Origin of the sequence: Actinopolyspora xinjiangensis (assembly GCF_900104475.1) — a bacterium.
Taxonomy (GTDB): Bacteria; Actinomycetota; Actinomycetes; order Mycobacteriales; family Pseudonocardiaceae; genus Actinopolyspora; species Actinopolyspora xinjiangensis.
In genome coordinates this window covers 101,973-122,818 of sequence record NZ_FNJR01000006.1, presented here as the reverse complement: position 1 = coordinate 122,818, position 20,846 = coordinate 101,973, and the positions used below count along the sequence as shown (strand labels likewise).

Genomic DNA, 20,846 nt, shown 5'->3' with positions numbered 1-20,846 from the left:
AGAAATCAGTGGTAAGCGACCGCGAAAGGAAGCGGATGAGCACCGAGAACACTGGCGAGGAAGCGGCCATGCCGGAGCCGGAGATCCGCGAACGCGCCGCGAACCGGGCGCCGGGGCTGCCGATGCTCGGGCTCGGCATCCTGTTGCTGCTCGCGGCGGCCGCGCTGACCGCCCTCGGTGGCGCGAGCTCCACCTGGTGGCTGCTCGCGCTCGGGATCGCACTGGGGATCGTCACCCTGGTCGGCCTGGCCGGGCTGGTGACGGTCTCACCCGGCGAGGCACGGGTACTGCAGTTCCTCGGGCGCTACACCGGAACCCTGCGCCGACAGGGACTGCACTGGGTCAATCCGCTGACCACCGACCGGACACGCGTCTCCACCCGGATCCGCAACCACGAGACCAGCGTCATGAAGGTCAACGACGCCGAGGGCAACCCCATCGAGATCGCCGCCGTGGTGGTCTGGCAGGTGGACGACACCGCGCAGGCATCCTTCAGCGTCGACGACTTCGTGGAATTCGTCGAGACCCAGGCGGAGACGGCGGTGCGCCACATCGCGACCAACTACGCCTACGACAGCCGGGGCGGCCGGGAACTGTCGCTGCGCGAGAACGCAGAGGAGATCACCGCCAAGCTGTCCAAGGAGATCGCCGAGCGCGTGCACTCCGCGGGCGTGAAGGTCATCGAGTCCAGGCTCACCCACCTCGCGTATGCTCCCGAGATCGCGCAGTCGATGCTGCAGCGCCAGCAGGCCGACGCGGTCGTGGCAGCACGGCAACGCATCGTCGAGGGCGCGGTGGGCATGGTCGAGTCGGCGCTCGGGCAACTCGCCGAGGACCAGATCGTCGAGCTGGACGAGGAGCGCAGGGCGTCGATGGTCAGCAACCTGCTCGTCGTGCTGTGTGGCGACAAGGCGACCCAACCCGTGGTCAACACCGGCTCGCTGTACCAGTGAGGAAGGCACGTGGCATCCCGCAAGAGCTTCCTGCTCCGGCTGGACCCGGCGGTGCACGACGCGCTCGCGCGCTGGGCCGGTGACGAACTGCGCAGCACGAACGCGCAGATCGAGTTCCTGCTGCGCGAGGCGCTGCGCGACGCGGGCAGACTGCCGGGCGGGACCGCACGGCAACGCGGCAGGGGAAGACCCCGCAAGGACGAGGACGGTGCCGCCGGGGAAAACTCCTGACCAGCGGAACCGCTCGCGGGCGCGCGGCGGGGCGTTGCTAGGATGGCCCACCGCACCGCGCGGCATTTCCGACGTGGAGGAAGGCTGCCCGCGAACCGTCGTGCCGGAACACCCGGTGAGCCGAAGCGCTCCGCGACGGAGGCAGCGCCGTTCGAGCGCGGTAGCGACACTCCGGTCGATCAGTGAAGAGAGGCGCAACAGTGGCCAACATCAAATCCTCCAAGAAGCGAGTCCTGATCAACGAGCGCAACCGTCGTCGCAACAAGGCGGTCAAGACGTCGATGAAGACCGCGATGCGCCGGTTCCGCGAGGCCGCTGCCACCGGCGACAAGGCAAAGGCCGCCGAGATGGAGCGCGCCGCCACCCGTCTGGTCGACAAGGCCGTCAAGAAGGGCGTCATCCACCGCAACCAGGGGGCGAACAAGAAGTCCTCGATGGCCAGGCAGCTCAACCAGCTCTGAGCGGAAGCTCCGGCTCCGGCGACGGCAGCGCACCGCGCAGGCCGTGGCCGAGAACCCCGGCACGGGCCTCTTCGCACGCGGTGAACACCCGACGGAGAGGCCCGTGCTTGTCTGCGGTCCCCAGGGCCACCTCCGACCGGAGAACCCTGGAACCCCTCAGCCCGAGTTCCGGGAACCACGGGTGGCGACCAGCCCCAGCACGGCGCGCTCCAGCGCGTAATCGGCATCGGCCGCCTGCCCCTTGACCTCCCCGTTCAGCGCCGCGACCAGCCGCATCGCCTCGGCGATCCCGGCAGCGTTCCAACCACGGGCCTGCGAGAGGGCCTTCTTCACCTTCCACGCGGGCATGCCGAGCTCACGCGCGAGACGGTACTGGTCACCACCCCCGGCACTGGCCACCCTCCCGATGGTTCTAACGGCGTCGGCCAGCGCATCCGCGATCAGCACGTGCGGCACGCCCAGCTGCAACGCCCAGCGCAGCGCCTCCAGTGCCCCGGCCCGATCACCCATCACCGCCTTCTCGGCCACGACGAAGCCGGTGACCTCGGCCTTCCCCTGGTGGTAACGCCGCACCGCCGCCTCGTCGACCTTGCCGTCGGTGTCGGCCACCAGCTGGGAGACGGAGGAGGACAGCTCGCGCAGGTCGTTGCCGACCGTTTCCACCAGGGCGCTCACGGCGGCCGAGTCGATCCGCCCGCCCGCCCGCGTGGCCTCGGCACGCACGAAGCTCTCGCGCTCCGAGGGACGGGTGATCCGGTTGCACTCGGTGACGACCGCCCCCAAGCCGCGCAGCTCACCGGGAAGTTCCTTGGCGTGCTTGGCCCTGCCACCACCGTTGTGCAGCACCACGAGAACCACTCCCTCCGCGGGGGCACGGGCGTGCCGAAGCACCGCCTCGGCGATCTCCTTGCTCGCGTCCTGCGCGCTGTCCAACGCGACCACGCGCCCCTCCGCGAACAACGAGGGGCTCAGCATCTCGTCGAGTTCGGGAGGAGTGAGGTCACTCACCTTCGCGCGGCGGAGCTCGGCCTCGGGATCGGCATGCCTGGCGGCGGCGAGGGACTCGGAGACGGCGCGCTCCACCAGCAGTTCTTCGTCACCGACAACGAGATGCAGCGGGGCGGGAGCCGAGTTCATGCCCCGCATTCTCCCACCCGGCGGTGAAGGTCGACCCCGTCCCGGATGCTGGATCACAGTGGTCGGATGACGGGTTCATGCCGTAGCGTTGCCGCCACGACTTGGATAGCTCATCCAGAGGGGCAGAGGGACCGGCCCGACGAAGCCCCGGCAACCAGCGTCGAAACCGCGATCGCGTTCGTGGCGCGGGACGACGAAAACGGTGCCAATTCCGACCCGCCAGCGGGACAGATGAGGGGAAGGACCTCGCGATGACAGCTGCCGCCCGAACACAGTCCGAGACGACCGACCGGAAGCTCGACCTCGGCCCAGCCGCCGAGCTCGTCTCCAAGGAAGAGGGACATCGGCAACCTCTGGCTCCGGAGTTCGTCTGCCTGGAGGACTTCTCACCGCTGGAAGTGGCCTACGAATTCGGCCGTGTGCGCAGGGAGGACATCGAATCCGGCCCGCGTTCGATCTGGCGCTACAAGAGTCTGCTGCCGGTTCCGTCCGATGTGGAGCGGCACCCGAACACCGATCCCGGCTGTACCAGGCTCGTCCGGGCCGACGCGCTCGCCGACGCACTGGGCGTCAGGCGCGTCTGGATCAAGGACGACACGGGCAACCCCACTCACTCCTTCAAGGACCGCGTGGTGGCGGTCGCGTTGGCCGCCGCGCGCGAGTTCGGCTTCAAGGTGTTGGCCTGCCCGTCCACCGGTAACCTCGCCAACGCCGTGGGCGCGGCCGCCGCACGGGCGGGATGGGACTCCGTGGTGCTCGTCCCGTCCTCACTGGAACGCGCCAAGGTGCTGATGACCGCCGTCTACGACGGCTCGCTGCTCGCCGTCGACGGCAACTACGACGACGTGAATCGGCTGGCGACCGAGCTGGCGGGCGAGCACGAGGACTGGGCCTTCGTCAACGTCAACGTGCGACCCTACTACTCCGAGGGCTCCAAGACCCTGGCCTTCGAGGTGGCCGAGCAGCTCGGCTGGCGCATTCCGGAACAGGTCGTGGTCCCCATCGCCTCGGGGTCGCAGCTCACCAAGGTCGACAAGGGTTTCCGCGAGCTCGGTGAGGTCGGGCTGGTGGAGCAGAGTCCGTACCGGATCTTCGGTGCGCAGGCCTCCGGCTGCTCTCCGGTGGCCAGTGCCTTCAAGCAGAACCACGACGTGGTGCAGCCGGTACGACCGGACACCATCGCGCGTTCGCTGGCCATCGGTGCCCCCGCCGACGGTCCGTACGTGCTCGACACCGTGCGCCGCACCAACGGCGCGATCGAGGACGTCAGCGACGAGGAGGTCGTCGAGGGCATCCGGCTGTTGGCGCGCACGGAGGGCATATTCGCCGAGACGGCGGGCGGGGTCACCGTCGCCACCACGAAGAAGCTCATCGAGTCCGGACAACTGGATCCCGACGCCGAGACGGTACTGATGATCACCGGTGACGGGCTCAAGACGATGGACTCGTTGCAGGAGCACCTCGGGCCGAAGGCTACCGTGGCGCCGAGCACCGAAGCCGTGGACGAGGTGCTGGACCTCTGAGGCACTGATCTGAGGCGCTGAACCGTGCCTCCTCGGCCCGCGCAGGTGCCCGCGTGGCGTAACCTCTCGCCCCGCTCTCGCCCCGGGGAGGTCCGACATCGGGTAGCGACCCGCACCACGTCGGGCCTTCCTCCCGGGAACGCACGCGGCAGAACCCGCTGCGGTGCGGGCCGCGTAGGTGGTGGTCTCGGCGCTGCCGCGCCGACTCGAACGCGCAACGATGACCACACCGAAAAACCGGTGGTCATGCGGTTGTTCCGGCCACCAGGGATGTTTCGGTCCGACTGAAATCGCTCAGTCGCCGGGGCGGAACGGGTCCCCGGTGCTGGCGGTGCGCATTCCGGTCCTCCCCTCGAGCACGGCGATGTCGCCGCGGCGGTCGGTGCGGCGCACCGAGGCCCCGAGCCCGCGCAGGGTCTCGATGATCTCGGTGCTCGGATGGCCGTGGTCGTTGTCGTGGCCCACGCTGATCAACGCCAGTCGCGGGGAGACCGCCCGGAGGAACTCGACACTGGTGTAGCGGGAACCGTGGTGCGGCACCTTCAGCACCTCCGCGTCCAGCCGAGCTCCGGAGGAGAGCAACCGGCGCTGCCCGGACAGCTCGATGTCCCCGGTCAGCAGTACCCGCCCCACCGGGGTTCTGGCCCGCAGCACCACCGAGGCGTCGTTGACCCGCTCCGCGGGAGGTTCGGAACCCGACCCCTCCGGCGGGGCCAGAACCTCGATCGCCAGTTCCGGCCACCGCATCCGCTGCCCGGCCGAGAGCCGCACCAGCCGCGCGCCGCCCTCGCGTGTCCGTCGTTCGATCCCGGTATCCGCCCAACGGGAGGGGGTGGTCACGCCCGTGGCCACCGTGTTCACCTCGCGTCCCACCAGCACCCCGGCCAGCCCGGCGAAGTGGTCCGCGTGGGGGTGGGTCAGCACCAACAGCGGGACACGCCGTATCCCGAGCCGGTCCAGGCATCCGTCGACCAGCGCCGCGCTGGGACCGGTGTCCACCACGACGGCGCTGCCGCTGGTCCCGGTGGCCAGCACCAGGCTGTCGCCCTGCCCCACATCGCACGCCACGACGCTCCACTCGGCGACCGGCCATCCGCCCGGCCGCACCCCGATGGTCGCCACCAGCAGCAGCACCGCCAGCAACGAACCTCCCAGCAGCACTCGGCCACCGCGGAACCACAACAGGAGCAGGACGGTGAGCACGAGCATCACACCCAACGAGGCCCCCACCATCCCGGAAGGCAACGGGAGGGTCGCCAGGGGCACCCTCACCGCACAGCGGGCCACGAACAACACCCACTCCAGCTCGGGGGCCGCCCCCAGTACGAGGAGCTCTCCCAGCGGAGCGGCCCAGGGTGTGAGCAACGTCGCGGCGAAGCCGAGCACCGTGGCGGGAGCGATCACCGGTTCGACCAGCAGGTTCGCCAGGATGCCGACCAGGCTGAACTCCCCGGACAGCGCCACCACGAGCGGAGCCGTGGCGAGTTGCGCGGCTGCCGGTGCCACCAGGGCTTGCGCGAGTCGGAAGGGAATGCCACGTCGCCGCAGCCACTCCGACCAGGGCGGGGCGAGCAGTACCAGGGCGGCCGTGGCCGCCACCGACAGCGCGAAACCGGCACTCACGGCCAGCTCCGGCCGCCACGACACCAGTAGAATCACGCAGCCCGCCAGTGCGGGCAGGGTCGTTTTGTTCCGCCCCAACACGAGCGCGAGCAGTCCCAGCGCCCCCATGACGGCCGCCCGCAGCACGCTCGGTTCGCCTCCCGCGAGGACCACGAAGCCCGCCAGAGCCACCCCGGCGGCGCAGGCGGCGAGTACCGGCGGAGCGCGCACCGCGCGGAACAGCAGCAGCACCGCACCGCACACGATAGCCAGGTTGGCCCCGGAAACCGCCGTCAGATGGGTGAGTCCGGCTTTCCCGAAGTCGCGGCGCACCGTGTCGAGCAACCCGCTGGTGTCTCCCACCACCAGTCCCGGCAGCAGTCCCTCGGCGCGTGGGGAGAGCACGGACTCCGAGGCCGTGCGCAACCCGTCGCGCAGCCGCTCGGCGAATCGCTGTGCCGGGGGCGGGCGGGTCACGTCCTCCGGTGGCTGGTGAACCGCGAGTACGACGACCAGCAGACCGGCTCCGCTGGGAGGAAGCGCCGCACCGGTGGTGGTGACTCGTTGTCCCCGCAGCAGGCCGCTCCAGGACTCGGCGGGCACCAGCAGCAGCACGGCACCCGAGGTGGGGTGCCATCGCCGGTTCTGCCGCACCGCGGTGAGCCGGGCACGCAGCACCGCTCGCTCACCGAGCGCACCGTGCGCACCGGCACCGTTCGTCGGAGTGGGGCGTTCGGTGAGCTCGACGCGTACGCGCAGGCTCTCCCCGCGGGAGGTCGGCTCGCGGAGCGGATGGTTCTCGACCGGCCACAGCCGAACCGCGACCCCGAAGCTCACCGTGGCCACCAGCACCGAGCACATGACCATCCCTGCCGCCCACCTCCGACGCACGAGAACCAGTCCCGCCCCGGCGGTGGCGACGCCGCAGCACGACAGCGCGACGGCGGTGCCCCACCCGCAGTACAGCCCGAGCAGGGTGGCCCCCCATACACCGAGCGCGGCGGGTACCAGTCGGAGGTCCAGCGGCCGCGCCGTCGACTCCTCGGCCACCGCTCCGGATCGGTCGGTCATCACCTCTCACACCCGCACCAGCTCGCGCAGCCGGTCGAACCGCACGGGTCCTATCCCGTCGACCTCCCGCAACTGCGCCACCGACTCGAACCCGCCGTTCTCGGAACGCCAGCGCAGAATCGCATCGGCGGTGACGGGACCGATGCCGGGCAGTTCCCGCAGCCGCTGTTCGTCGGCCCGGTTGAGGTCGACCTTCGAGGAGGTGGTGGGGGTTGTCTCCCCAGGACCCGACGCCGAGGCGCGTTCGGGAACCGGAACACCGACGTAGAGCTGCTCCCCGTCGGAGAGCTCACGAGCCAGGTTCAACGCCATGGTGTCGGTGTCCGGCAGCGGGCCGCCCGCCGCTCGCAGCGCGTCCGCGACCCGCGCACCGGCCGACAGGGTGACCAGCCCCGGTTCGCGTACCCTGCCCACCACGCTGACCACCAGCTCCGAGACCCGCGAGGTGGTCGCGCTCGTGGGGGTCGGCGCGGGGAGCGGTCGCGAGGGAACAGCCCTGGTCTCACCGCTGGGATCACGGGTGACCAGCAGGACCGCGCAACCGATCACCGCCACGAGCACGACACCGAGACATCCCGCACGACCGGGATCCAACAGCACATCGCGCGGTGTTCGCGGCAACCACCGTCGCACTCGCTCCACGAGGCTCGCGGCAGATTCCTCGTCCTTGGCATCCACCTCGGTCGCCCGAGACTCGGAAGACATCAGCTCCCGCAACCGCCGACGAGCAGGCGACCGCTCGTCGTCGGCTTCCGAGACGGTCCGCCCCGGGGTGTCCCCGTTCCAGGAGCGGAAAAGATCGGTCATACCGGCGAAGCTAGCCGTGTGACCTCCTCACGGGAACACCGGAAAGCACCTTTTGTGGAGAGGTGGAGACGTTGTGGACGAACCGCATGCGCGATCCCGTAGCGACGGCCGTTCTCACCACGCGTTCCCAGCACACCGGTGAGGGCGACGGCCCTACCACTCGTCATGCGGTGCGCCAGCGGTGGCGCTCCAACCACCGGGCAGCACGACCACGCCCACCGACCCCGGCCCGATGTGGGCCCCGATGGTGGCCCCGACCTCGGAGACCACGCAGTCGGAGTGCCCGGGGAGGCGCTCGCGGACACGCCGGGCCAGGGCCTCGGCCCGCTCCGGGGCCGCCAGGTGGTGCACCGCCAGCGCGGGCGGACGCGGAGTGTCCACCTCGGAGGGGGTTCCCGAAGGTGCGGGGCCCGTGGCCGCGTCAACGGCCAGCTGTTCCAGTCGCCGAACCACAGCGCCGGTGGTTCGCACCTTCTCCAGGGGCTCGATCACCCCGTCACGCAGGTGCAACAGCGGTTTGATCGCCAGAGCGGTGCCCAACAACGCCGAGGCGGTGCCGATACGTCCACCACGGCGCAGGTATTCGAGTGTCTGCACCGAGAACAGGATGGTGCCGCGCGCGGCTACCCGCCGGGCCGCTTCGGTGACCTCGGCCAGCTCAGCGCCGGTGGCGGCCAACTCAGCCGCCGCCAGCACCGCGAATCCCAGCCCCATCGCGACCGAGCGGGAATCGACCACGCTGATGGCCGAGGGGGCCACTTGGCGCGCCGCGGTCCGGGCGGCGTCCAACGTGCCGGAGAGCTCGCCGGACAGGTGGACCGAGAGCACCCCGTCGGCGCCCGACTCCAGCGCCGCACGGTAGGTGTCGGCGAATTCGGCCACACCGGCTCCCGCCGTGGTGACCCGACTGCCCGCTCGCAACCGCTCGGTCAGCAGCTCCGGGTCGAACGAGGTCTCGGCGAGGGAGTGTTCGGGACCGGTGCTCACGTGCAGCGGAACCACGCGCACGCCGTAGTGCTCGACCCGACGCGCCGGCAGGTATGCGGTGGAGTCGGTCACCACGGCGACGCTCAACGTGGCACCGACCGGCCGGGCGAACCGAACGGGCAACGGCCACTTCGGCGGTGCCGTGGCGGCCGACGACCTCCGAGGAGGAGAGGAGTCATTCGACGAGCCCGCCGTTGTAGGTCACCAGTCGCCACCCCTGCCTGCCGACGGCGTTGCGGGAGAGCACGGCCCAACCGCAGTTGCTCACCCCGCCGAGGCTGGACCAGGTCTCGGTCGGCCACTCCAACAACCTGGCGGTCAGTGCGGTTATCAGGCCACCGTGCGCGCACAACAGAGCCGTGCCCTCCACGGTCTCGTCGAGTTCGCGCACCACCTCGTGGGCACGTTCGGCCACCTCGACCCTGGTCTCACCGTCCGGGGGCGCCCAGGTCGGCTGGGCGCGCCAAGTCGCCATCGCACCGGGCCAGCCCTGCTCGACCTCGGCCCCGCTGAGCCCCTGCCACTGCCCCAGCTGGGTCTCGCGCAACCGCTCGTCCAGCCGGACCTCCAGGCCGGTCACCTCGGCCAGGGCCGCGGCCGTGGTGCTGGCGCGGCGCAGGTCCGAACTGACCAGCACCTCGGGGCGGAACCCGGCGACCAGCGGTGCCGTGCGTTTGGCCTGCTCCAGGCCCAGCTCGGTGAGCTCGCAGTCGAGGTGGCCCTGGATGCGTCCCGCGAGGTTGAAGTCGGTCTCGCCGTGCCGCCAGAGCACCAGCCGTTGCAGGGTCACGCCTGACTGCCCTCTTCACTGTGTCGCTCGGCGGACTCCTCGATACCGGTGCCCTCGTGGTCGAACTCGATGACCGGGCAGTCCTTCCACAAGCGTTCCAGCTCGTAGAAGGCCCGCTCATCGGAGTGCTGGACGTGCACGATGACGTCCACGAAGTCGAGCAGCACCCAACGTCCCTCCCGGGTGCCTTCCCTGCGGACCGGTTTCGTCCCGGCGGCCCGCATCTTCTCCTCGACGGCCTCGACGATCGCCCCGACCTGCCGCTCGTTGGAGGCGGAGGCGATCACGAAACAGTCGGTGATGATGAGTCGGTCGGACACGTCCAGCAGAAGCAGTTCTTCGGCCTTCTTGTCCGCCGCCGCCCGCGCGGCCACCAACGCGAGCCCACGGGCGTCTTCACTGGCTGCCACATCGCTCCTCTCGGTGGTCACGGTCTACCACCCCACTCGGATGAGGATAACCGCCCGCCACACGGCAGACGGAATCCGCCGGATCGTACCGAGCCACCCACCTTCGGAACCGGAGCGGGCCGATCGGGACCGGCGCTGAGCGGACGGCCGAGAGTGGCGGCACCATCGCCGCCCCACCGAGCGACGTCACGAGAAAATCGCCGTCGGCGCATCTCGCACGATCTCCGATCACCGGCCGATTCGACGTCGGGCTCGACTCCCGAGGGCGGAGCGAACGGGTGAAGTGATCCGAGTCGTACCCGTGTTGCACCGGATGATCATGGCCCCCACTCCGGTGCTGGTGACTGCCCGAATCGGCGGTAGAGGCCGCGTTTGCTGATGTACTGCACGATCCCGTCCGGGACCAGGTACCAGACCGGCATGCCGGAGGCGACGCGCTGGCGGCACCCGGTGGAGGAGATGGCCATGGCCGGAATCTCGACCAGGCTGACCGAACCACGCGGCAGGTGCTCGTCGTCCAACGCATACCCCGGCCGTGTGACGCCGATGAAGTGGGCCAGGTCGAACAGGTCCTCCACGCGGTGCCAGGAGAGGATCTGCTCCAACGCGTCCGCGCCGGTTATGAAGTACAGCTCCGCGTCCGGGTACTGCCGGTGCAGATCGGAGAGCGTGTCGATGGTGTAGGTGGGACCGCCCCGGTCGATGTCGACCCTGCTGACCGAGAAGCGCGGGTTGGAGGCGGTGGCGATCACCGTCATCAGGTAGCGGTCCTCCGCCAGGCTCACATCCTCGTGCCCCTTCTGCCAGGGCTGGCCGGTCGGCACGAACAGAACCTGCTCCATGCCGAACTGGGCCTGTACCTCACTCGCTGCGACGAGGTGGCCGTGATGGACGGGGTCGAAGGTGCCCCCCATGACGCCGATTCGGCGAGGACGCGACATGGTGCCCCAGCATAACCGCTCCTGGCGGCAGAGATCCCGAACCTGGGGCGGAGCAGTGATCGACCCCACCGAGAACGCCGAGAACGCCGGGAACACCGGGGATGCACCGGGCGGGAAAGCGCACCCCTGGCTGCCTCACCCCGCCGGTGCGGACCATCCGGGCGTCACGGCTCGGGTGCGAGGGTGCGCCCCGACTGCGCGTCACGCACGAGAATAGCCTCCACCGGGCAGGACTCCGCGGCGTCCACCACGTCGTCATCGGGGTCGATGTCCGTTCGTAACGGCCGTGAGACACCGTCGACCAGTTCGAAGTGCTCCTCGGCTATGGCCGAGCACATCCCCGAACCGATGCACGTGTCGCCGTCGACCTCGATCTGCCAGCTCATCCAGCCACCTTCCACGATCCGGACCCGATGACCGGGCCCGGGGGTTCGTTCCACTCCACGGGCGCTCCGCCGTTCACGCGCCCAGAAAACCGCGGGCGGTGTTCCACCGCCTACCACGTCACCGGGAGGTGTTGCGGCCCGCGCACCAACATTCCTGTCTTCCAGGTAACGTCCTGCTCGTTCACCGCGAACCGGAGATCCTCGAAGTCCCGCAGCAGCGTGCCCAGCGCCACCTGCAGTTCCATCCGCGCCAGCTGAGCCCCCAGGCAGTGGTGCGGCCCGTGCCCGAAACCGATGTGGGAGCCGGAATCGCGTCGCAGGTCGAGCTGGTCGGGTTCATCGAAGACCGACTCGTCCCGGTTCGCCGAGGCCAGGCTGGCCAGCACTGGTTCCCCCTTCCGGATCAGCACACCGCCGAGTTCGACGTCCTCCAGGGCGTAGCGGGGGAAGGCCGCGTTGACCCCCAGCGGGACGAACCGCATCAGCTCCTCGACCGCCCCGGGGATCCGCTCCGGATCCGCGCGCAGCCACTCGAGCTCTTCGGGGTGCGTCAGCAGCACGTAGACGAAGTTGGGGATCTGGGTAGCCGTGGTCTCGTGCCCGGCGACGAGCAACCCCACCGACAGGTCCAGCAGCTCGGTCTCGGAGAGCTTGTCCTGTTCGTCCCTGGCCTGGATGAGCGCGCTGAGCAGGTCGTCGGCGGGTTGATCACGTCGTCGCTCGATGAGACCGGCCATGTAGGCGCGCATTTGTTCGATGTAGTCGTTGACCTGCTGTTCGGAGAGCTTGCTCGTGGACAGGAAGGCGTCCGACCAGACCCGGAAATCGGTCCTGTCCGCATAGGGGACCCCGAGCAGTTCGCAGATCACGGTGATCGGCAGCGGCAACGCGAACTCCTCCACCAGGTCCAGCGGAGGCCCCTTGCGGAGCATGGCGCGACTCAGGTCGTCGGCGATCCGCTGCGCACGCGGGCGCAGCTGTTCCACCCTGCGCGCGGTGAACGCCTTGGCCACCAGCTTGCGCAGCCTGGTGTGCTCAGGTGGATCCATGGTCAGGATACCGGTCTGCTGCGAGTTCGGACGCGCGCGCGGCTCGTCACGGCCCACGGTGGCGGCACGGCTGAACCGCGGGTCGGCGAACACCGTCCGCACGTCGGAGTACTTGGTGGCCAGCCACGCCGCTTCGCCGTAGGGAAGCTGCACCCGCGACACCGGTTCCTGCTTGCGCAACTCCGCGTAGAACGGATCCAACCGAAGTCGGTCGGGCTCACTGAACGGATAGGTCCGCGGCGTCGGGTCGATGGTGGTCATGCTCGGCTCCCGCACACGAGACGACAAGTAAGCAGCTGCTTACTACTCGCATAATAAGCGCGCGTCACCGAGGACGCATTCCGCCGAACAGGTGGAGATCAAGCCCGTGCCACCCGCACCCCGCTTCCCGAACCACTCGGGGCCAGGACCGCGAGCAGTGACGGGGCCTTCCGCATGGCGAACGGGAGGTCAATCCTCGTCTCCCCCAGTAGGCGAGTTCTTCTCCAACAGCAGGGACACGGCGCGCATCAGGTGGTCGACGACCACCTCGGTCGGCGCCTCGGCCAACGGGCTCTTCCGCAGCACCGAACGCATCATGCCCACGCCGAAGAACCAGGCGAGCACGAGATCCGCACGGAGCTCGGCGTCGGGCGCATCGGTGAACCGGGCCAGCCGCTCCGCGTAGGCGCCCCCCAGTTCGTCGCGCAGCAACCGGGCCGCCCGCTCGTCGCTGAACGAACGCAACAACGCCACCAGCGTGTGCTCGGTCCCGGCCCCCACGTGCTCGGACAGCACACTCTCCAGGATGCGGCGCGGCAACTCCTCCGGCGACCCGCCGTCGAGCAATGCCTCGCTGTTGTGGCTGAGCACCTCGGCGAACAGCTCCTGCTTGGAACCGAAGTAGCGGAAGAGCAACGCCTGGTTGACCTCGGCACGGGACGCGACCTCGCGAACCGTGGTCTGGTCGAAACCGCGTTCGGCGAACAACTCACCGGCGGCCCGCAGCAACGCCGTTCTGGTCGCCGCGGGATCACGCCTGCGTCGTGACTGCCGGTCCTCGCACACACCCGCCTCCCGAGACGGTGCCGACACGGTATCCGATCGCCGGAAATGCCCCACGAACGGCGAAAATCCCGATTCGGGCCACCGCGGCACCGGCACCCCGGTCGCACTTCCGCCGTGTCCGTTTCGTGGTCGCCTTCACACGGTCAGCCGCACTCCCCAGCACCCTATCGCCCCGCTCGGGTCTCCGCCGCACACTCACCACGGGTGTGCGCCGAGCTCCTCGAACGGATGCGACAGCGCCGCGCGGTACGCGAACCCTCCCCTGAACGGTGCGAGAGGGAGTCGTGCCGGGTGTGGTCGCGACGGACCGCACCTCTCCCCGATGCCGACCGGCCGTCAGGAACGTTCGTCCCGATCACCGTTCGGCCGGAATCACTGGAACGGGCACTGGTGCGGTTCTGATCCGCGTTCGCTCCGCACCGCTACCCCGTTCCGCGCCCCGGAGCCGCTCTCACCGCCGGGCGGCACCACCCGTTGTCCCGCCCGCGACCCGCTGCGGTAAGAATCGGCGCGTGGATGAACAGGCGCTTCGTGAAATGGCCGAGGAACACCTCCGCGCGCTGGCGGGGCCCACCGCCACGTTGCGCGAGGACCAGTGGAGCGCCATCCGCGCACTGGTGCTGGAGCGGCGTCGGGCGCTGGTGGTACAGCGGACCGGCTGGGGAAAGTCAGCGGTGTACTTCGTGGCCACGGCCCTGCTGCGCGATCTCGGCGAAGGCCCGACGGTCATCGTCTCCCCGTTGCTGGCGCTGATGCGCAACCAGGTCGAGGCCGCCTCGGCGGCCGGCGTGCAGGCCGCCACCATAAACTCCGCCAATCCGGACGAGTGGGCCTCGATCGAGGAAGAGGTCGCCGTTGGCGACGTGGACGTGCTGCTGGTCAGTCCGGAACGGTTGAACAACCCGGACTTCAGGGAGAACGTGCTTCCGGAGCTCACCCGCAACACCGGCCTGGTCGTGGTCGACGAGGCCCACTGCATCTCCGACTGGGGACACGACTTCCGCCCCGACTACCGCAGGCTGCGCACCCTGCTGACCGAACTGCCCGAGGGCGTACCCGTGCTGGCCACGACCGCCACCGCCAACGACCGAGTGGTGCGGGACGTCTCGGACCAGCTCGGGGTCACCGATGACTCGAACGCCCCGAGCACCCCACTGGTACTGCGCGGCTCGCTGGACCGCGAGAGCCTGCGCCTCGGTGTGGTTCCGCTGCACTCCACGCGGGAGAGGCTGGGCTGGCTGGCCGACCACCTCGAAGGACTTCCCGGTTCCGGGATCATCTACACCCTGACAGTGGCCACCGCCGAGGAGGTCGCCGAGTTCCTCGCCGAGCGGGGCTTCGCGGTCAGCTCGTACTCGGGCCGCACCGAGGCGAACGAGCGGGCCGCCGCCGAGTCCGCCCTGCTGAACAACGAGGTCAAGGCCCTGGTGGCCACCTCGGCACTGGGGATGGGATTCGACAAGCCCGACCTCGGATTCGTGATCCACCTCGGTGCTCCGGCCTCCCCCATCGCCTACTACCAGCAGATCGGCCGCGCCGGGCGAGGTGTCGAACGCGCCGAGGTGGTGCTGCTGCCCGGTGAGGAGGACCAGCGGATCTGGGACTACTTCACCTCGTTGACCTTTCCGGACGAAGCGACCGTGCGCGCGGTGCTGCGCACCCTCGACAACGCCGACAAACCGCTCTCCACCGCCGCGCTGGAACCACACGTGGAACTGAGCAGGTCCCGCCTGGAGATGGTGCTCAAGGTGCTCGATGTGGACGGTGCGGTGAAGCGGGTGAAGGGCGGTTGGACCGCCACGGGCCAGCCCTGGTCGTACGAGGGAGAGCGCTACGAGCGGATCGCCCGGCAACGCCGGGCCGAGCAGCGGTCGATGCTGGACTACCAGCGAACCGCGAAATGCCGCATGGAGTTCCTCCGCTCCGAACTGGACGACCCCGACGCCGAGCCGTGCGGGCGCTGCGACAACTGCACCGGGGTGGTGTACTCCACCGAGGTGGACTCGGCGACCTCGGAATCCGCCCGGCAGCGGTTGGAGCGCGCGGGAGTCACGCTGGCCCCCCGCAAGATGTGGCCGAACGGCATGCGGGCGGTCGACATCCCGGTGTCCGGCAAGATCCCTCCGTCGGAACAGCACGAGCCGGGGCGGGCGCTCGGCAGGTTCAGCGACATCGGCTGGGGCGGCAAGCTGCGCGAACTGCTGGGGTCGGAGTCCCCCGACAGCGAAGTGCCGGAAGAACTGGTTCAGGCGTGTGTGCGCGTGCTCGCCGAGTGGGACTGGGCACGGCGACCCGCCGGGGTCGTCGCGATGGGATCGTCGACGCGGCCGACGCTGGTAGCAGGCCTGGCGACGCGGATCGCGGCCATCGGCAGGCTCCCACTGCTGGGACACGTGGCGCACGATCCGGCCAGGAGACCGCAGCGCAGCCACAACAGCGCACGGCGGTTGGCCGGGCTGTGGTCACGGTTCAGCCTGCCGGAGGAACTCCCCCTCACCGAGCTGGGCGGACCGGTACTGCTGGTGGACGACTACGCCGACACCGGCTGGACCCTGGCGGTGGTGGCCCGGATGCTGCGCCGGGCCGGTGCCTCCGGAGTGCTGCCCCTGACCCTCGCCAGCACGTGAGGGGATTTTGGTCGGGCTCATCGCCAGAGGTGGTCGGGTAGCCGGCACGTGAGGCGGCGCCTTGCTGCGTTGGGCCAGCTCTTGAGTAGCGGCCTACGCGGCGAGCGGCCCGGCCTCGCAATGCATCCGCCTCACGCACCGGGGCCTCGCGCGCTGCGACGCGCACGGTCCCGCGACCGAGACCCAGACCGGACCGAAAGACCGAACCACGCCAAGCGGCTCCAGCCGCTTATCACCGAGCACGCAGTCGGAGTCGGCACCGCTGCGGGTTCTCCCGTGCGGCTCTCGCGAGAAGTTTCGCCGCCCAGCCAGCCACGCAAAGCGAGAGGACGGCATACGCACCTCAGGTGAGAGGGGCGAGATCGTCGGCGTGGACGACCTCACGCCGCTGCTCGACGGGCAGCTCGTGGCTGGAGCGGCCGATCAGTCCGGGCAGCTCGGCGGCGTCGAAGCAGACCACTCCCCTGGCCACCACGGCACCGGACGGTCCCGCCAGTTCGACCACGTCGCCTCCCTCGAACACTCCCTCGACACCGGTGATGCCCGCCGCGAGCAGGGAGCGCCGCCGCCGTACCACGGCGTCGACGGCCCCCTCGTCGAGGTGGAGCCTGCCGTGCGCCCCGGCGGCGTGCGCCAGCCAGAACCGCCGGGCCGACAACCGCGGCCCGGTCGCTGCGAACACGGTACCCACCTCGGCCCGATCGAGTGCCTCGCGCGCCAGGTCCGCCGAGGTGAGCAGGGCGGGGATACCCGCCGAACACGCCACTCTGGCCGCCTGCACCTTGGAGGCCATCCCACCGGTCCCCAGCCCCGAGGAACCGGTGCTGCCCACCGCGATCCCCTCCAGGTCGTGTGCGGCCGAGACCTCGCGGACCGCGCTGGCCCCACCGTCACGCGGGTCACCGTCGTAGAGCGCGTCCACGTCCGAGAGCAGCACCAGGGCATCGGCACCGACCAGGTGTGCCACCAGCGCGGCCAGCCTGTCGTTGTCGCCGAACCTGATCTCGGCGGTGGCGACCGTGTCGTTCTCATTGACCACGGGGACCGCACCGAGGTTGATCAGCCGGTGCAACGTGCGGTGCGCGTTGCGGTAGTGCGACCTGCGGACGACGTCGTCGGCGGTCAGCAGTACCTGCCCCACGGTCAACCCGAACCGGGCGAAGGACGCGGCGTAGGCGTGTGCCAGCGCCTGCTGCCCCACGCTGGCGGCCGCCTGCTGAGTGGCCAGGTCCCTGGGCCTGCCGCCCAGGGCCAGCGGTGCGATCCCCGCGGCGATGGCCCCGGAGGAGACCAGCACGAGCTGACCGCCCTCCGCCATCCGTCCGGCGACGGTTTCCACCAGGGCGGCCAGACGGCGATCGTCGAGCCCCCCCTCGGCCGTGGTCAGCGAGGAGGAGCCGATCTTGACCACGACACGGCGCGCCGTCGAGATCGCTCTCCTCGTCGGAGAGCTCACACCCACGAGTTCACCGGAACTCATAGCGAGTCTTCCTCGTCGTCCTCGATCGCGTCGTCCTCGACCACGGGGTGCCCGGACTCGTCGGTGGTGCCGGTGCGTCGGGCACGCTTGGCCGCCTTGCGCTGCTCGGCCGACACACGTCCCGTGCCCGGTGCACCGCCGCCACGCACGGCGGCGTTGCCCTCCGGCGTGGTGGGCTCCCAGTCGAAGGTGACCGAACCGATCGTGACCTGGCTACCCGGTTGGGCCCCCTGACGGGCCAGTTCCTCCTCGACCCCGAGCTTCGCGAGCCTGTCGGACAGGAAGTCCACGGCCTCCTCGTTGTCGAAGCTGGTCTGCTTCACCCACCTCTCGGGCTTGTCCCCCCGCACCACGTAGGCGTCCGGCACCTCCGGGTCGGGTTCCACGGTGAACCCACCGTCATCGACCGCCTTCGGTCGCACCTTCACCCGGGAGGGCTCGGAGGTGGGCAAACTGGCCCGGAACCGCTCGACCTCCTCCGCCAGGGCGAAGCGCAGCTCCCGGAGCCCGTCGTGGGTCGCGGTGGAGACCTCGAACACCGGCCAGCCGCGCTCGCGCACCTGTTCGTGCACCAGATCGGCCATGGCCCTGGCGTCCGGGATGTCCATCTTGTTCAACACGATCAGCCGCGGTCGCCGCGCCAGGTCCACCGCACCGTGCTGCTCGCTGAGGGCGGGAGTGTAGCGTGCGAGCTCCTGTTCCAGGGCGTCGATGTCGGACATCGGGTCCCGCTCAGGTTCGAAGGTCGCACAGTCGACCACGTGGACCAGCACGGCGCAGCGTTCGATGTGGCGCAGGAACTCCAGCCCCAGTCCACGGCCCTCGCTGGCTCCGGGTATCAGGCCGGGAACGTCGGCGACGGTGAACACCTTGTCGTCAGCGGTGACCACCCCGAGGTTGGGGGCCAACGTGGTGAACGGGTACTCGGCGATGCGGGGTTTGGCGGCGGAGAGCACCGACACCAGTGAGGACTTTCCGGCCGAGGGGAAACCCACGAGTCCCACGTCGGCGACCGACTTCAGCTCCAGCACCACGTCCCCGCGCTCGCCGGGTTCGCCCAGCAGGGCGAACCCGGGGGCCTTCCGAGCCTTGGAGACCAGAGCGGCGTTGCCCAACCCGCCACGGCCACCACGCGCGACCACGAACCTGGTGCCCTCGCCGACCAGGTCGGCCAGCACTTCTCCGTCAGGGGTGGAGACCACCGTTCCCTCGGGCACCGGCAGCTCCAGGTCCGCACCGGCGGCACCGTTGCGCATACTGCCCCGACCCTGGGTTCCCCGGGTCGCGGTGAGGTGCGGGCGGTAGTGGAAGTCCAGCAGGGTGTGCACCCCCGGGTCCACCACGAGCGTGACGTCACCGCCCCTGCCACCGTTGCCGCCGTCCGGCCCCCCCAGCGGTTTGAACTTCTCCCGGTGGATCGATGCGCAACCATTACCTCCGTCGCCTGCGGCGACATGAATCGTCACACGATCGACGAAGCGCGACACGGAAACCTCCAGGGCCGGAGCGAAAAACCAAGCGAGGGGCGGGTCTCGGCGCAAAGACCGGACCCGCCCCTCGCGGAAAACAAGTGTGCGCCCGAAGTCCGAACCGCCCGAGCGGAGTCGATCACCTCGTATGAGGGAGCTCGAACACGGACGATCCCACTCTCCGGCCGCTGAGCGAAGCCGGTTCAGGCCTCGCTCGGTACGACGTTGACAAACTTCCGGCCGCGCTTGCGCGCGAACTCCACCGAACCGGCGGAGAGGGCGAACAGCGTGTCGTCACCGCCACGCCCCACGTTGCCGCCGGGGTGGAACTTGGTGCCGCGCTGCCGCACCAGGATCTCGCCTGCGTTTACCTTCTGGCCGCCGAAACGCTTGACTCCCAGGAACTTGGGATTCGAGTCACGGCCGTTCCGAGAGTTGGACGCGCCCTTCTTGGTTGACATGTGTTCTCACGCCCTCACTTGGTGATGCCGGTGACTTCGACGCGGGTCAGCTTCTGCCGATGCCCCAGCCGCTTGTGGTAGCCGGTCTTGTTCTTGAACTTGTGGATTCGGATCTTGGGACCTTTGGTCTGCTCGACCAGCTTGCCGGTCACCGAGACCTTCCGCAGCGCTTCGGCGTCGGCGGTGACTTCGGAGCCGTCGACGACCATCAGCGCCGGGAGGGTGACCTCGGAACCCAGCTCGCCCTCGAGCTTCTCAACCTCGACGACGTCCCCGACGGCCACCTTGTACTGTTTGCCGCCGGTCTTGACGATCGCGTACATGAGTCGGAAGTCTCCTGCTGCTCGGTTTCGCTAGTTCACCAGTCTGCGACGGACGCCCTCCCCGGCTGTCCGGAGATCCCAGTACGCCGACCAGGCGGCGTCACAGGGGGTTCCCGCCCCAGCGACGAGTGCCGACCCTACCGGGTTGACCTCGCCGTACGGGCGTCGAACCCCTACCGCCCGTCCGGCGGCGAGAAATTCCCGCCCATCGTACAGTCCGACCTCCGGTGCCGTTCCGGCAGGGGCCACGGCGTACCGAGGACACCGGGACGGTTACTCACTCCAGGGCTATCTCAGCACCCGGTATGAACAGTTTACCGCCACTGAGCTCGGCATTGCGCACCACCGCGTCGCTGAACGTCAGCTCGGGCAACTCGAGGAAACCGAGGTCCACGTCGGGAAGCAGAAACGCCTCCGGGGACAGCTCCACCGGCACCAGCGGGTAGCCGACGACGTTGAGCGTGCCGGTCAGCTTGCGGGTGTAGAGCTCGATGGGCCCCTCGGTGACCGTGGAGACGCTCCCCGGGTCGGCCGCCACCCGGGCCACCTTGCCGTTGCCCAGGTCACCACGCTGCACGAGGTCGCGGATCAGCAGCTCGTCGACGGTGAAATGCATCGTCCGCACCTGCTCGCCTGCGACCTCCCGCATCGCGAAACCCTGGTAGCGCACTCCCCGCAGCGTCAGCGAGCTGGAGGTGAGCGTCCAGGTGCGTCCCGGACCGGGCCGCACGTCCGAAGATCGCCCCGAGGCGAGCGGAAGCTCGGACTCCCCGGTTTCGGAGGTGGGGGTGGTCCGTTCGCCGGTTTCCGGAGAGCTCGAGGAAGCTGGCCGCTCCGGCGGGGTCGAGCTCGGTTCGGCCGACTCCTCGGGTGCCGCGGACTGAGAGGCGGGTTCAGGTGAGCTGGCCCCGGCCGGTGTCGGTTCCCGCGACGGCTCCGGCTGTTGGGCCGCCACGAGGGCGGGGTCCGTCAGACCGACCGCGCTGCCCAGCACGGCCAGCCCGGCGAGCAGGGCAGCCACGGTGCTCGTACGCGGTGAGCGAGCCCGCCGGCCCCTCGCGGTGGCGGCCGGCCGACGTCGGTGTTCCTCC

20 protein-coding genes and 1 riboswitch are annotated in these 20,846 nt (G+C 69.8%); of the genes, 5 read left to right on the top strand and 15 right to left on the bottom strand.

Annotated elements, in window-relative coordinates:
- Positions 1 to 35: 35 nt before the first annotated feature.
- From BLQ75_RS11050 to rpsT, 3 genes are all read left to right on the top strand, one after another.
- Positions 36 to 953, top strand: coding sequence for an SPFH domain-containing protein (locus tag BLQ75_RS11050; protein WP_092601326.1), 918 nt, complete (start codon positions 36 to 38; stop codon positions 951 to 953).
- Between the two features lie 9 nt (positions 954 to 962).
- On the top strand, positions 963 to 1,184 hold the full coding sequence (locus tag BLQ75_RS11045) for a type II toxin-antitoxin system antitoxin (protein ID WP_092601324.1): 222 nt from the start codon (positions 963 to 965) through the stop codon (positions 1,182 to 1,184).
- A 200-nt stretch (positions 1,185 to 1,384) separates the two neighbouring features.
- Entirely contained in the window at positions 1,385 to 1,645 is a 261-nt protein-coding gene (rpsT, locus tag BLQ75_RS11040; protein WP_092601322.1) for a 30S ribosomal protein S20, read from the top strand.
- A gap of 156 nt (positions 1,646 to 1,801) precedes the next feature.
- On the opposite strand, the gene holA is transcribed toward rpsT, so the two are convergent.
- Positions 1,802 to 2,791 (bottom strand): DNA polymerase III subunit delta, encoded by a 990-nt coding sequence (gene holA / locus BLQ75_RS11035; RefSeq protein WP_425286448.1) that lies wholly within the window; start codon positions 2,789 to 2,791, stop codon positions 1,802 to 1,804.
- 98 nt (positions 2,792 to 2,889) lie between these two features.
- A riboswitch (SAM riboswitch) is annotated at positions 2,890 to 3,020 on the top strand.
- Between the two features lie 13 nt (positions 3,021 to 3,033).
- Between holA and thrC the strand changes: the two genes are divergently transcribed.
- The gene (thrC, locus tag BLQ75_RS11030; RefSeq protein ID WP_092601318.1) at positions 3,034 to 4,305 is read left to right on the top strand and encodes a threonine synthase; all 1,272 of its coding nucleotides are present in this window, start codon (positions 3,034 to 3,036) and stop codon (positions 4,303 to 4,305) included.
- 294 nt (positions 4,306 to 4,599) lie between these two features.
- Here thrC and BLQ75_RS11025 read toward each other — a convergent pair whose 3' ends face one another.
- From BLQ75_RS11025 to BLQ75_RS10985, 9 genes are all read right to left on the bottom strand, one after another.
- Complete coding sequence (locus BLQ75_RS11025) at positions 4,600 to 6,978, bottom strand: ComEC/Rec2 family competence protein (protein WP_092601316.1); 2,379 nt, start codon at positions 6,976 to 6,978, stop codon at positions 4,600 to 4,602.
- Positions 6,979 to 6,984: 6 nt separating this feature from the next.
- Positions 6,985 to 7,785, bottom strand: a complete 801-nt coding sequence (locus BLQ75_RS11020) for a ComEA family DNA-binding protein (RefSeq protein ID WP_170837434.1) — start codon at positions 7,783 to 7,785, stop codon at positions 6,985 to 6,987.
- A gap of 153 nt (positions 7,786 to 7,938) precedes the next feature.
- Complete coding sequence (locus BLQ75_RS11015) at positions 7,939 to 8,859, bottom strand: DegV family protein (RefSeq protein ID WP_092601572.1); 921 nt, start codon at positions 8,857 to 8,859, stop codon at positions 7,939 to 7,941.
- Between the two features lie 88 nt (positions 8,860 to 8,947).
- Complete coding sequence (locus BLQ75_RS11010; protein WP_092601314.1) at positions 8,948 to 9,562, bottom strand: histidine phosphatase family protein; 615 nt, start codon at positions 9,560 to 9,562, stop codon at positions 8,948 to 8,950.
- Positions 9,559 to 9,972: a ribosome silencing factor gene (gene rsfS, locus BLQ75_RS11005; protein ID WP_092601312.1), complete on the bottom strand. Its 414-nt coding sequence runs from the start codon at positions 9,970 to 9,972 to the stop codon at positions 9,559 to 9,561. The genes BLQ75_RS11010 and rsfS overlap by 4 nt, the downstream gene beginning before the upstream one ends.
- Positions 9,973 to 10,289: 317 nt before the next feature.
- Entirely contained in the window at positions 10,290 to 10,913 is a 624-nt protein-coding gene (gene nadD / locus BLQ75_RS11000) for a nicotinate-nucleotide adenylyltransferase (RefSeq protein ID WP_092601310.1), read from the bottom strand.
- A gap of 164 nt (positions 10,914 to 11,077) precedes the next feature.
- Positions 11,078 to 11,299 (bottom strand): ferredoxin, encoded by a 222-nt coding sequence (locus tag BLQ75_RS10995; protein WP_092601570.1) that lies wholly within the window; start codon positions 11,297 to 11,299, stop codon positions 11,078 to 11,080.
- A gap of 110 nt (positions 11,300 to 11,409) precedes the next feature.
- Complete coding sequence (locus BLQ75_RS10990) at positions 11,410 to 12,609, bottom strand: cytochrome P450 (protein WP_092601568.1); 1,200 nt, start codon at positions 12,607 to 12,609, stop codon at positions 11,410 to 11,412.
- Between the two features lie 189 nt (positions 12,610 to 12,798).
- Positions 12,799 to 13,395 (bottom strand): TetR/AcrR family transcriptional regulator, encoded by a 597-nt coding sequence (locus BLQ75_RS10985; protein WP_092601308.1) that lies wholly within the window; start codon positions 13,393 to 13,395, stop codon positions 12,799 to 12,801.
- Between the two features lie 512 nt (positions 13,396 to 13,907).
- Here BLQ75_RS10985 and BLQ75_RS10980 point away from each other — a divergent pair.
- Positions 13,908 to 16,022, top strand: a complete 2,115-nt coding sequence (locus BLQ75_RS10980; RefSeq protein WP_244515440.1) for a RecQ family ATP-dependent DNA helicase — start codon at positions 13,908 to 13,910, stop codon at positions 16,020 to 16,022.
- 343 nt (positions 16,023 to 16,365) lie between these two features.
- Here BLQ75_RS10980 and proB read toward each other — a convergent pair whose 3' ends face one another.
- The 5 genes from proB to BLQ75_RS23875 form a co-directional block, all read right to left on the bottom strand.
- Positions 16,366 to 17,502, bottom strand: a complete 1,137-nt coding sequence (proB, locus tag BLQ75_RS10975) for a glutamate 5-kinase (protein WP_092601304.1) — start codon at positions 17,500 to 17,502, stop codon at positions 16,366 to 16,368.
- Complete coding sequence (obgE, locus tag BLQ75_RS10970) at positions 17,499 to 19,001, bottom strand: GTPase ObgE (protein ID WP_092601566.1); 1,503 nt, start codon at positions 18,999 to 19,001, stop codon at positions 17,499 to 17,501. The genes proB and obgE overlap by 4 nt, the downstream gene beginning before the upstream one ends.
- A gap of 173 nt (positions 19,002 to 19,174) precedes the next feature.
- On the bottom strand, positions 19,175 to 19,432 hold the full coding sequence (gene rpmA / locus BLQ75_RS10965) for a 50S ribosomal protein L27 (protein WP_043577246.1): 258 nt from the start codon (positions 19,430 to 19,432) through the stop codon (positions 19,175 to 19,177).
- Between the two features lie 14 nt (positions 19,433 to 19,446).
- Positions 19,447 to 19,755, bottom strand: coding sequence for a 50S ribosomal protein L21 (gene rplU, locus BLQ75_RS10960; RefSeq protein ID WP_043577244.1), 309 nt, complete (start codon positions 19,753 to 19,755; stop codon positions 19,447 to 19,449).
- 277 nt (positions 19,756 to 20,032) lie between these two features.
- Complete coding sequence (locus BLQ75_RS23875; protein ID WP_211481305.1) at positions 20,033 to 20,776, bottom strand: hypothetical protein; 744 nt, start codon at positions 20,774 to 20,776, stop codon at positions 20,033 to 20,035.
- Positions 20,777 to 20,846 lie beyond the last annotated feature (70 nt).

Bases quoted from the DNA above. Each gene is read 5' to 3' on its own strand.
- BLQ75_RS11050 (WP_092601326.1), top strand. From the start codon at position 36: ATGAGCACCGAGAACACTGGCGAGGAAGCGGCCATGCCGGAGCCGGAG.
- holA (WP_425286448.1), bottom strand. From the start codon at position 2,791: ATGCGGGGCATGAACTCGGCTCCCGCCCCGCTGCATCTCGTTGTCGGT.
- thrC (WP_092601318.1), top strand. From the start codon at position 3,034: ATGACAGCTGCCGCCCGAACACAGTCCGAGACGACCGACCGGAAGCTC.
- BLQ75_RS11025 (WP_092601316.1), bottom strand. From the start codon at position 6,978: ATGACCGACCGATCCGGAGCGGTGGCCGAGGAGTCGACGGCGCGGCCG.
- BLQ75_RS11020 (WP_170837434.1), bottom strand. From the start codon at position 7,785: ATGACCGATCTTTTCCGCTCCTGGAACGGGGACACCCCGGGGCGGACC.
- nadD (WP_092601310.1), bottom strand. From the start codon at position 10,913: ATGTCGCGTCCTCGCCGAATCGGCGTCATGGGGGGCACCTTCGACCCC.
- BLQ75_RS10995 (WP_092601570.1), bottom strand. From the start codon at position 11,299: ATGAGCTGGCAGATCGAGGTCGACGGCGACACGTGCATCGGTTCGGGG.
- BLQ75_RS10990 (WP_092601568.1), bottom strand. From the start codon at position 12,609: ATGACCACCATCGACCCGACGCCGCGGACCTATCCGTTCAGTGAGCCC.
- proB (WP_092601304.1), bottom strand. From the start codon at position 17,502: ATGAGTTCCGGTGAACTCGTGGGTGTGAGCTCTCCGACGAGGAGAGCG.
- rpmA (WP_043577246.1), bottom strand. From the start codon at position 19,432: ATGTCAACCAAGAAGGGCGCGTCCAACTCTCGGAACGGCCGTGACTCG.
- rplU (WP_043577244.1), bottom strand. From the start codon at position 19,755: ATGTACGCGATCGTCAAGACCGGCGGCAAACAGTACAAGGTGGCCGTC.